Source organism: Pseudomonas sp. EMN2, from assembly GCF_009650555.1.
Taxonomy (GTDB): Bacteria; Pseudomonadota; Gammaproteobacteria; order Pseudomonadales; family Pseudomonadaceae; genus Aquipseudomonas; species Aquipseudomonas sichuanensis.
This window is the reverse complement of record NZ_VZZR01000028.1, coordinates 1-11,384: the sequence shown is the minus strand read 5'-3', so window position 1 is coordinate 11,384 and position 11,384 is coordinate 1. Positions and strand designations below refer to the sequence as shown.

General features: G+C 64.6%; 10 protein-coding genes and 1 pseudogene. 7 read left to right on the top strand and 4 right to left on the bottom strand.

Going from position 1 to position 11,384, the window contains the following annotated elements; all coding sequences use genetic code 11:
- Positions 1–9 precede the first annotated feature (9 nt).
- A complete protein-coding gene (locus F6X61_RS10060; RefSeq protein ID WP_153786505.1) occupies positions 10–738 on the bottom strand; it encodes a molecular chaperone in 729 nt (242 codons plus the stop codon).
- A gap of 71 nt (positions 739–809) precedes the next feature.
- Positions 810–1,358 (bottom strand): fimbrial protein, encoded by a 549-nt coding sequence (locus tag F6X61_RS10055; RefSeq protein WP_153786504.1) that lies wholly within the window; start codon positions 1,356–1,358, stop codon positions 810–812.
- On the opposite strand from F6X61_RS10055, the gene F6X61_RS10050 reads away from it, so the two are divergent.
- The 7 genes and pseudogenes from F6X61_RS10050 to F6X61_RS10020 all read left to right on the top strand — a co-directional run bounded on the left by F6X61_RS10050 (position 1,357) and on the right by F6X61_RS10020 (position 10,127).
- On the top strand, positions 1,357–1,596 hold the full coding sequence (locus F6X61_RS10050) for a hypothetical protein (protein ID WP_153786503.1): 240 nt from the start codon (positions 1,357–1,359) through the stop codon (positions 1,594–1,596). The two genes, F6X61_RS10055 and F6X61_RS10050, sit on opposite strands and share 2 nt — an antisense overlap.
- 35 nt (positions 1,597–1,631) lie before the next feature.
- Positions 1,632–2,774, top strand: a pseudogene (locus F6X61_RS10045) (efflux RND transporter periplasmic adaptor subunit); the annotation flags it as partial.
- Between the two features lie 137 nt (positions 2,775–2,911).
- A complete protein-coding gene (locus tag F6X61_RS10040; RefSeq protein WP_153786501.1) occupies positions 2,912–6,004 on the top strand; it encodes a multidrug efflux RND transporter permease subunit in 3,093 nt (1,030 codons plus the stop codon).
- 9 nt (positions 6,005–6,013) lie between these two features.
- Positions 6,014–6,685: a heavy metal response regulator transcription factor gene (locus F6X61_RS10035; protein WP_153786500.1), complete on the top strand. Its 672-nt coding sequence runs from the start codon at positions 6,014–6,016 to the stop codon at positions 6,683–6,685.
- 132 nt (positions 6,686–6,817) lie between these two features.
- The gene (locus tag F6X61_RS10030) at positions 6,818–8,242 is read left to right on the top strand and encodes a heavy metal sensor histidine kinase (protein ID WP_153786499.1); all 1,425 of its coding nucleotides are present in this window, start codon (positions 6,818–6,820) and stop codon (positions 8,240–8,242) included.
- Positions 8,243–8,371: 129 nt separating this feature from the next.
- Complete coding sequence (locus F6X61_RS10025) at positions 8,372–8,596, top strand: hypothetical protein (RefSeq protein WP_153786498.1); 225 nt, start codon at positions 8,372–8,374, stop codon at positions 8,594–8,596.
- A gap of 205 nt (positions 8,597–8,801) precedes the next feature.
- Positions 8,802–10,127 (top strand): OprD family porin, encoded by a 1,326-nt coding sequence (locus F6X61_RS10020; RefSeq protein ID WP_153786497.1) that lies wholly within the window; start codon positions 8,802–8,804, stop codon positions 10,125–10,127.
- Positions 10,128–10,401: 274 nt separating this feature from the next.
- On the opposite strand, the gene F6X61_RS10015 is transcribed toward F6X61_RS10020, so the two are convergent.
- Entirely contained in the window at positions 10,402–10,650 is a 249-nt protein-coding gene (locus F6X61_RS10015; protein ID WP_153786496.1) for a DUF3077 domain-containing protein, read from the bottom strand.
- Positions 10,647–10,886 (bottom strand): hypothetical protein, encoded by a 240-nt coding sequence (locus tag F6X61_RS10010; RefSeq protein WP_153786495.1) that lies wholly within the window; start codon positions 10,884–10,886, stop codon positions 10,647–10,649. Before F6X61_RS10010 ends, F6X61_RS10015 begins: the two co-directional genes overlap by 4 nt.
- Between the last annotated feature and the right edge of the window lie 498 nt (positions 10,887–11,384).

Sequence of the window (11,384 nt, the reverse complement as noted above, 5' to 3'; positions counted from 1 at the left end):
AGGCGCCTGTCAGCGCATAGCGGCAAGGCTGACCCGTTCGGGCTTGGTGTAGCCGCCGTAGTCGTTGATCACCGAGAACTCGACGCTGTTCGGCGTCCAGCCAAGGCGCGGGGCGATGGCGTACTGGCGGCTGGAGAACGGCGCCACCATCACCGGCTTTTCGATTTCGCTGTCGCGCGAGCCGTCGGCCACCTTGATATGGATGAACGAGACATGGAACGGCGTCGGGTTGTGCACGTGCAGTTGTGGTACACCGGCCTCCTGACGGATGGCCCACTCCAGCCGTGGCAGGGCCTCGAGCAGGCTGCCCTGCAGCCCTTTGGGCCGGTAGAACAGCTTGATCCGCGTGCGCAGGGCGATCTTCAGGGTGTTGCCGTCGTCGTTGCTGGCGGCGGGAATTTCCTGGGCATTGAAGTAGAACACCGACTCGCGGTCGGTCGGCAGGTTGTGCGCGGTAGGCACGATACGCACCATCTGCTCCTTCATCGCATCCAGCCGGAACAGCGGCGGCGTGGCGATGAAAGGCGCGCTGATGGCGTGATCGTCTTCCTCGGTGTTGATCCAGGCCTGTACCGCGTAGGGTTTGTCGGTACCGTTGCCGGCGGTGATCGATGCATCGCGCTTGCTGGCATCAAAGATGATGCGCGTGCCGCTCAGGGTCACCCCTGCCTGTGCCGAGGGCAGCAGCGCCAGCAACAGTGCGCCCGCCAGCCACCCGTATGATTGAGTGCGGAACATCACGCCCCCTTGGTTTCAAGGTGAGTTTCAAGGTGAGCCACGCCCAGCAAAGGGCGCGGCTGCAGCCCGGTTTACTGGATGTTCACGGTGAACTGCGCCTTGGCGTTGGCCGGGCCAGGGGTGGCCGCGCCGGTGGCGATGTAGTTGGCAGTGAAGCGCAGTGGTTGACTGAGATCGGCGTACTCGGCGGATGGCTCGGACACCGGCAGTTCGGTACCGTTGAAGTCGCGCAACTGCACCGCCACGTTGCTGGCGGCACCGGCCACCGGCTCCAGCGCCAGCCACTGGCCTGCCGCACCGGCCGAGCCGGTAATCGGCAGGAAGGTCACGGTGGCGGCTTTGCCGGTGATATCGCAACCTGGGTCGCTGGCGTCCACCTGCAACGTGAACGAACCACCACCGGCCACATCGCCGGCCTGGGCCAGGCTGCTCACCGGTACCTGGTCGCCCAGCTTGACCACGCCCTTGGCACCACCGGTGCCATCGCCGACCTCGATGGCGCAGGTGCTGTTGATGATGGTGCCTTCGAAGCTGATCTCGCCATCGGCAGCTTGTGCGAACTGGCTCGCGCCCACCAATGCCATTGCGGCGGCCAGGCCGCTCAAGGTTACCTTTTTCATGGATGCTCCCTTTATGATGCTGCGCACGTTGCGCCTTGATGATGCGTACAACGGCAACCGTGAGTGGCTGCCGGGTACGAGGGGCATCATGCAGTGGCCGACCAGGCGATCCATGGCGAAACGGAGCAAGCTCAAGGGAACGCTTTCCCAAGCAAACTGCGAAATTTCCTCAACGCTTGCAATACTGACAGCGCTGACAGCCAGCGGTCACCCTGGCGACCCGATCGGCGCGCTATAAGACACTGTCCCCTTCCCCTTTCCGGCCACCGCCACATGACCCGACCCCTGCCCCGCAAAGCCTTGATCCTGCTGCTCGTCGTCGCCCTCGGCGCCACCGCCTGGTGGCTGCGCCCGACCGCCGACACCGCGCACAAGCCTGCTGCCGCCATCCCGGTGCGGGTGGTCGGCGTGGCGCAGCAGGATGTGCCGCGCTACCTCGGCGCCATCGGCTCGGTGCTGTCGCTGCACAGCGTCGAGGTGCGCCCGCAGGTCGAAGGCGTGCTGACCCAGGTGCTGGTGAAGGAAGGGCAATGGGTGAAGCAGGGCGACCTGCTGGCCACCCTCGATGACCGGGCGATCCGCGCCAGCCTCGACCAGGCCCGCGCCCAGCTTGGCCAGACCCAGGCGCAACTGCAGGTGGCGCGGGTCAACCTCAAGCGCTACCAGTTGCTGAGCAGCGATGACGGCGTGTCGAAACAGACCCTCGACCAGCAGCAGGCGCTGGTGAACCAGTTGCAGGCAACCATCACCGGCGACCAGGCGGCCATCGACAACGCCACCGTGCAACTGAGCTATACGCAGATCCGCTCACCGGTGAGCGGCCGAGTGGGCATCCGCAACGTCGACCCGGGCAACCTGGTGCGTACCAGCGACACCCAAGGCCTGTTCAGCGTCACCCAGATCGACCCGATCGCCGTGGAGTTCGCCCTGCCCCAGCAGAACCTGCCGACCCTGCACAAACTGCTCGAAGCCCCCACGCCTGCCGAGGTGGAGGCGTTCATGGATGCCGACGGCGAGCGCAGCCTGCTGGGCAAGGGCCACCTGGCGCTGATCGATAACCAGGTGTCGGCCAATACCGGCACGGTGCGGGTCAAGGCCGAGTTCGACAACAAGGACGGTCACCTGTGGCCCGGGCAACTGGTGACTGTGCGCCTGCTCACGGCGGTGGACGAGAACGCCCTGGTGGTGCCGCCGCCGGTGGTGCAGCGCAGCATCGACGGGCATTTCGTTTACCGGCTGGACGGCGACAAGGTCACCGCCGTGCCGGTGAAAGTGCTGTATCAGGACAGCACGCTGAACGTCGTTGATGGTGTGAAGGCAGGCGATTGCCTGGTGCTCGATGGCCAGTCGCGGCTAAAGCCCGGCAGCCGGGTTGAAACCAGCGGACAGTGCGCCGAGCCGCAGCGCCTGGCCGATGGCCATCGCGGGGCAAGTCGCAGCGGCGCACCGCCGCTCCCACGCGATACCGCCCGCGATACAAGTACTAACGTGGGAGCGGGCTTGCCCCGCGATGAGGCCCTTACCGACAACGCCAAAGCCGAGGCGAGCCAGCCATGAACACCCGCAACGGCGTTTCGGCCTGGTGCATCGACCACCCCATCGCCACCCTGCTGCTGACCTTCGCCCTGGTGCTGCTGGGCGCCATCGCCTTCCCGCGCCTGCCGGTGGCGCCGCTGCCCGAGGCTGACTTCCCGACCATCCAGGTCACCGCCGCACTGCCCGGCGCCAGCCCGGAAACCATGGCGTCCTCGGTAGCCACGCCCCTGGAGGTACAGTTCAGCGCCATTCCCGGCATGACCCAGATGACCAGCAGCAGCGCCCTGGGTTCGACCAACCTGACCTTGCAGTTCACCCTCGACAAGAACATCGACACCGCCGCCCAGGAAGTCCAGGCAGCGATCAACACCGCCACCGCGCGCCTGCCCCAGGACATGCCCAGCCCGCCGACCTGGCGCAAGGTCAACCCGGCCGACAGCCCGGTGCTGATCCTTACCGTCAGCTCCACGCAGATGCCCGGCAATGAGCTCAGCGACTACGCCGAAACCCTGCTGGCGCGCCAGCTCAGCCAGATCGACGGGGTCGGCCTGGTCAACATCACCGGCCAGTTGCGCCCGGCCATCCGCGTGCAGGCCCAGCCGGAGAAACTCGCCGCCATCGGCCTGACCCTCGCCGATATCCGCCAGGCCATCCAGCAGACCAGCCTCAACCTGGCCAAGGGCGCGCTGTACGGCGAGCACAGCGTGTCGACCATCGCCGCCAACGACCAACTGTTCCATCCCGAGGACTATGCACGGCTGATCGTCAGCTACCGCAACGGCGCCCCTGTGCATCTTGCCGACGTGGCCAAGGTGATCAACGGCGCCGAGAACGCCTACGTCAAGGCGTGGTCGGGCGACCAGCCGGGGCTCAACCTGGTGATCTTCCGCCAGCCGGGGGCGAACATCGTCGACACCGTGGACCGGGTCCTCGATGCCCTGCCGCGCCTGCAGGGAATGCTGCCGGCCGCGGTCGAGGTGTCGGTGCTGCAGGACCGCACCCAGACCATCCGCGCCTCGCTGCACGAGGTGGAGCTGACCTTGATGATCGCCGTGGCCCTGGTGATCGGGGTGATGGCGCTGTTCCTGCGCCAATGGTCGGCAACCATGGTGGTGTCCAGCGTGTTGGGCGTGTCGCTGATCGCCAGTTGCGCATTGATGTACGTGTTCGGCTTCAGCCTCAACAACCTGACCCTGGTGGCCATCGTCATCGCCGTGGGCTTCGTGGTCGACGACGCCATCGTGGTGGTGGAGAACATCCACCGCCACCTGGAGGCCGGCGACGACAGCCGCACCGCCGCGCTCAAGGGCGCCGGCGAAATCGGCTTCACCGTGGTGTCGATCAGCTTCTCGCTGATTGCCGCGTTCATCCCGCTGCTGTTCATGGGCGGCGTGGTCGGGCGGCTGTTCAAGGAGTTCGCCCTGACCGCCACGGCGACCATCCTGATTTCGGTGGTGGTGTCGCTGACCCTGGCGCCGACGCTGTGCGCGCTGTTCATGCGCAAGCCGCCGCAAGAGCAGCACGGCGGCTTCGGCCAGCGCCTGCTGGGCTGGTACGAGAAAGGCCTGGACCGCGCCCTGGCGCACCAGCGCCTGACCCTCGGCATCTTCGGCATCACCCTCGCCCTGGCGGTGGTCGGCTATATCGGCATCCCCAAGGGCTTCTTCCCGCTGCAGGACACCGGTTTCATCCTCGGCACCACCGAGGCGGCGGCCGACGTGTCGTACCCTGCCATGATCGAAAAACACCTGGCCCTGGCCAAGATCATCGGCGACGACCCGGCGGTGCGCGCGTTCTCCCATTCGGTGGGGGTGACCGGCAGCAACCAGACCATCGCCAACGGCCGCTTCTGGATCTCGCTCAAGCCCCGCGGCGAACGCGATGTCTCGGCCAGCGAATTCATCGACCGCCTGCGGCCCAAGCTCGCCCAGGTGCCCGGCATCGTCCTGTACATGCGCGCAGGCCAGGACATCAACCTCAGTTCCGGCCCTTCGCGCACCCAGTACCAGTACGTGCTCAAGAGCAACGACGGCGTGGCGCTGAACCTGTGGACCCAGCGCCTGACCGAACGCCTGCGGGAAAACCCGGCGTTGCGTGACCTGTCCAACGACCTGCAACTGGGCGCCAGCGTCACCCGCATCGACATCGACCGCCAGGCCGCGGCGCGCTTCGGCCTGACCACCACCGATGTCGACCAGGCGCTGTACGACGCCTTCGGCCAGCGCCAGATCAGCGAATTCCAGACCGAGACCAACCAGTACAAGGTGATCCTCGAGCTGGACGCCCGTCAGCGCGGCAAGGCCGAAAGCCTCAACTACTTCTACCTGCGCTCGCCGCTGTCGGGCGAGATGGTGCCGCTGTCGGCACTGGCCCACGTGGCGCCCCCCAGCACCGGGCCGCTGTCGATCAGCCACGACGGCCTGTTCCCCGCCGCCAACCTGTCGTTCAACCTGGCCCCCGGCGTGGCCCTGGGCGATGCGGTGCAGATCCTCGAACGCACCCAGCGCGAGCTGGGCATGCCCGACTCCATCACCGGCAACTTCCAGGGCGCGGCCCAGGCCTTCCAGAGCTCGCTGTCGAGCCAGCCGTACCTGATCCTCGCCGCGCTGGTGGCGGTGTACATCATCCTCGGCGTGCTCTACGAGAGCTTCGTGCACCCACTGACCATCATCTCCACCCTGCCCTCGGCGGGCCTGGGGGCGATCATCCTGCTGTGGGGAAGCGGGCAGGACTTCAGCATCATGGGGCTGATCGGCGTGGTGCTGCTGATCGGCATCGTCAAGAAGAACGGCATCCTGTTGATCGACTTCGCCCTCGAAGCCCAGCGCCACCACGGCATGACGCCCGAACAGGCAATCCGCCAGGCGTGCCTGGTGCGCTTTCGCCCGATCATCATGACCACCCTGGCTGCGCTGCTCGGCGCGGTGCCGCTGATGTTCGGCTTCGGCGCCGGCGCCGAGCTGCGCCAGCCACTGGGCATCGCGGTGGTGGGCGGGCTGCTGGTGAGCCAGGCTCTGACGCTGTTCTCCACCCCGGTCATATACTTGGCCCTGGAGCGCCTGTTCCACCGCCGCCAGGCCGCCACCGCCGCCGCGCCGACCGCCCGCTGAGACAAGACCATGCGCGTACTGATCATCGAAGACGAAGAAAAAACCGCCGACTACCTGCACCACGGCCTGACCGAGCAGGGCTTTACCGTGGACCTGGCGCGCGACGGCATCGACGGCCTGCACCTGGCCCTGGAAGGCGACTATGCGGTGATCGTGCTCGACGTGATGCTGCCGGGCCTGGACGGCTACGGTGTGCTGCGTGCGTTGCGGGCCCGCAAGCAGACGCCGGTGATCATGCTCACCGCCCGCGAACGGGTCGAGGACCGTATCCATGGCCTGCGCGAAGGCGCCGACGATTACCTGGGCAAGCCGTTCTCGTTCCTCGAACTGGTCGCTCGCCTGCAAGCCCTGACCCGCCGCAGCAGCAGCCAGGAGCCGCTGCAGGTGCAGGTGGCCGACCTGTGGATCGACCTGATGGCGCGCAAGGCCACCCGCGCCGGCCAGCGCCTGGAGCTGACCGCCAAGGAGTTCTCGTTGCTCAGTGTGCTGGCCCGGCGCCAGGGCGAGATCCTGTCCAAGACGGCCATTGCGGAGCTCGTGTGGGACATCAATTTCGACAGTGACGCCAATGTGGTGGAGGTGGCAATCAAGCGCCTGCGCGCCAAGCTTGACGGGCCCTTTGACAACAAGCTGCTGCATACCATTCGAGGCATGGGCTATGTCCTGGAAAACCGTGGGTAGTGAGCGGTCCCTGTGGGAGCGGGTTTACCCGCGAAGTGGCCACCGAGGTGCCTGGCACCGGCGTTGCCGGTGTTCGCGGGTAAACCCGCTCCCACAGGGGCTTGGCGGCGTCGTCGACTGGATTGACTGTCAATGAACACGAAAGACCATTTGCGCAAAAGAGCCGGCAACTCCATCGCCCTGCGCCTCTGCGCCCTGTTCACCCTCGTCGCCCTGGGCGTGTTCGTGCTGATCGGCAGCGCCCTGTACCGCCAGGTCGACCGCAGCCTCGACCTGTTGCCCGCCGCCGAACTGGATGCCCGCTTCAGCGTGCTCGAGTCCGCCCTCAACCGCTACGGCACGCCCGAGCACTGGGCCAAGATCCACAACAAGCTCAACCTGCTCGGCGAAGAGGACAAGCGCATCCGCTTCTGGGCGGTCGGCAGCAACCCCAACTACGAATATGGCCACCCCACCGAGCTGGTCCGCGCCTTCGCCGAGGGGCCGCCGGGCATGCGCGACCTGCGCCTGGCAGACAGCCCCTACCCTTACAAGGTGCTGGTCAGCGAGCTGCCGGCACTGGGCGAACGCCCGCCGCTGCGCTTTCTGATCGGCATCAACACCGAAACCTTCTGGCAGGCCCAACACAGCCTGCTGGTGGCCATCGTCGGCCTGGCGGCATTCGGCGTATTGCTGGCTTCGCTGCTCAGCTACTGGGTGGCGCGCATCGGTTTGAAGCCCTTGCTGACGCTCTCCGACCAAGCCCAGGGGCTCGCCCCACCACGCCTGGACGGGCGCCTGCCAACCGAAGCCCTGCCCCCGGAACTGGCCCGCTTCGCCGGCGCCTTCAACGCAGCGTTGGACCGGGTCAGCCAGGCCTATACGCAGCTCGAAGCGTTCAACGCCGACGTCGCCCACGAACTGCGCTCGCCGCTGACCAACCTGATCGGCCAGACCCAGGTGGCACTGACCCGCGGGCGCAGCGCCGAGCACTACTTCGAGGTGCTGCAATCGAACCTGGAGGAGCTGGAGCGCCTGCGCAGCATCATCAACGACATGCTGTTCCTCGCCAGCGCCGACCAAGGCAGCAAGGCCACCGCGCTGGCCGAGGCCTCGCTGGCCGAAGAAGTGGCCACCACGCTGGACTACCTGGACTACATCCTCGAGGACGCCCAGGTGCGCGTGAGCGTCAGCGGCGACGCCCGGGCACGCATCGAGAAAACCCAGCTGCGTCGGGCGCTGATCAACCTGCTGAACAACGCCGTGCAACACACCGCGCCCAACCAGGTGATCGAGGTGTGCATCAAGGCCGATGAACAGCAGGTGAGCATCGCCGTGAGCAACCCAGGGCCGGCCATTGCAGACGAGCACCTGGCCTTGCTGTTCGAACGCTTCTACCGAGTGGATGCGGCACGCGCCAACAGCGGCGGCAACAACCATGGTTTGGGGCTGGCGATCGTGAAGGCCATCGCCTTGATGCATGGCGGCAGTGTTTTCGTGCACAGCGAAGCGGGTGCCAACACCTTTGGTATCAGCCTGCCAAGCGCTCAACTACGCGGGTTTGCGGTAAAAGTCTGAGGATATTTGCAGCAATCATTACTTTTTGCGCAACAGTGCTTATCTGAACAGGCCCTGTTTCACCGGGCCTCGCGGGATTAATTTAGCGCCATCTCCACTAGCACTTGCTTAGCAAGAAGGTTGTTTCAAATGTCCAACAGTATGGGTGTTGCCAGCGTATTTATCCTGTCGTCCCTGTTGTTGTCGCCCCTGGCCATGGCGGAAGAATCCTCGGCCTTCGTAAACCGCAACGCAGAAGTTGCAGCGGTCCATCAGCAGGCCCGCGAAGCCATTGCCGCGCAAAAAGCCTACGCCGCGAAAGGCTCGCAGCAGACTGCTTCCAAGGTATCCGTCGACGATAGCGCCGACAGCTGATCCGCCACTCTCCAGTTTCCTGATTTTCCCTTGGCTACACCGTGGGCGTTGCCCGCGACGATATGTTAGCCTTTCCAAGCCGCTGCTGATCAGCGGCTTTTTTTATGTGTCGAAAATATCAGCCCGGCTGTTACGTCTCTAATAAGAAACTTGCAGATACGACAATAAAAACTGCCCCACCGCTTGACCAAAGGAGTTTGTACCGGTGTCTTTTGCGTTTCGTTTTACCCCGCTTTTCCTTGCGTTAACCGCAACGATTCCCCTGGCCGCCCAGGCCGATGAAGACAAGGCTGATGGCTTCATCGAAGGCTCTACGCTGAACCTGCATTTTCGCAATGCCTACTTCAACCGCAACGAACTCAACCGTGACGTGCGCGACAAGCGCGAATGGGGCCAGGGCGCCGTGGCGCGCTTCGAGTCCGGCTACACCCCCGGTGTGATCGGTTTCGGCCTGGACGCCCACGGCATTCTCGGCCTCAAGCTCGACGGTGGTGCGGGCCATGCCGGCACCTCGATCCTGCCCAACCACATCAAGGACGACGGCAGCCAGGGCGCTGCACCGCACTCGTTCTCCACCGCGGGCGGCGCGATCAAGCTCAAGGGCTTCGACACCGAGTTCAAGGCCGGTGACCTGTTCCTCACCAACCCGGTGATCGCCGGCGGCGAATCGCGCATGCTGCCGCAGACCTTCCGTGGTTTCGCCCTGACCAACACCAGCATCGACGGGCTGATGCTCGAAGGTGGCCAGGTGAGCTTCACCAAACCGTACAACCAGAGCGGCCACCGCCGCATCGACACCTACTACGGTGCACTGGAAGACGGCGACAAGAGCAAGCACCTGAACTGGGCCGGCGCGTCCTGGAGCGGCACCGAAAACGTCACCGCCAATGTCTACGCCGCCGAGCTGAAGGACATCTGGAACCAGTACTACGCCGACTTCGACTACACCTACCAGGTCAACGACCTGGTCAGCCTCAACCCGGGCGCGCACTACTACCACACCCAGGACACCGGCCAGTCGCTGCTGGGCAAGATCGACAACAACACCTACAGCCTGCACTTCACCGTGGCTGCCGGGTTCCACAGCGTCACCGCCGCCTACCAGCGGGTCAACGGCAACACGCCGTTCGACTACATCAACCTGGGTGACAGCATCTACCTGGACAACTCGCGCATGTACTCGGACTTCAACGCGCCCAACGAGCGCTCGTGGAAGCTGCAGTACGACTATGACTTCGCCGGTGTCGGCGTGCCGGGGCTGACCAGCTCGCTGTCGTACTCGCGCGGCGAGGCGGACCTGACCAAGGCCACCCAGGACACCACGCACTACGACTACTACAACGCAGACGGCAAGCACGCCACCCACTGGGAGCGTGACTTCGACCTGAAGTACGTGTTCCAGGAAGGCCAGTTGAAGGATTTGTCGGTGCTGCTGCGCTATGCCAGCCACCGGGCCAATGCGGCGTATGCGGCGCAGTCGGATAACGACGAAGTGCGGGTGATCATCGATTACCCGGTGAACGTGTTCTGATCTGACGTCGGCGCACGGCGAGGGCTTCGCCCTCGTTTCGCCGGCAAGCCGGCTCCCACAAGGTCCGCGCCGACCTGATGACAGGCGCGGTACCTGTGGGAGCTGGCTTGCCAGCGATGGGCCGCAAAGCGGCCCCAGTCAGCATCACTCATCTGCGCTGTTGGCATACGTGTCCTCCAAAAAGCAAAACGCCCAAGGGGTCGGCACGTCCTGGATGAGGTGGACGGCTTACAGCCTTGGGCGGGATACGCGAAGAGTACAAGCCTCTGTTTTACTAACGCCTGTTCAACCCGAGCTCCAGGTCATTGACCAGCGCCTTGGCCATGGCGCTGAGAATCCGCGCCGCACTGCCGGCCAGCAAATCCCCCTCCATTTCCGCCTCAGTCGTCAGGTGCAGGATGCAGCCCTGCAACATCGACAGCTCATCGAATGCCCGGCTGAACGGGATATCGGGTTGGATGCGGTACAGCTCAAGGAAGGTCTCGACGCCTGCGGTGAAGGCGGGTTCGGGTTTGTCGCTCATGGCGTAGCCTCCAGTGACCGGGCATGGTCGAACAGGCAGCGCAGCAACTGGCTGAGGATGGCCACGTTTTCCATCAGGACCATGGGGCGGTCGTCAGGGGCGAATGTGCGGTAGACATCCAGGGTTCGGCTCATGGTCGACATCAGCACGGCGGCGTGGGCCATGGCGGCGTCATGGGTCAGGTGGTCGATGATGCTGATGTAGGGGATTGGAGGGTCGGGGACTAGTTTTTTCATATGCAATTTCCAATATCGATAAAGGAAACCGCCAGCTCATCCTTTCTCACGAGACAAGGGTGGCAGCCGTACATGGGGTGAGAAAACCGAGGATATTGGAACCCGGCCAGACCTAAGTCTGCCCATGCACGACTGCCATAACAGGGTGCGGGACCAACATCGTTCGGGTTTCTCACGCCCGGTCACCATTCGGCGACTCGAGGAAGTTATCCCTGATGATTGTCCCGGCATATCTAGAACCTTCCGGCAGGCGCGTAGGATAGGTCCCAAGCATGGCCTGGCTGAAGCATTTGGTTTCAGATTCGGAAATGTCGTACGCGGTTGTGCGGGGCTGGTCAGGATCTGGTGATGGCTACCAGGTGCATGTCGAAAGATTGGGTCAGGGCCAACAGGTGCCCGCCACAACCCTTGCAGCGCCTGTGAGATCGAGCGCCGCCCGCGCGGCGCTTCGCGGGTAAACCCGCTCCCACAGTTTGTTTCGGGCCAGTCTCTCCTGTG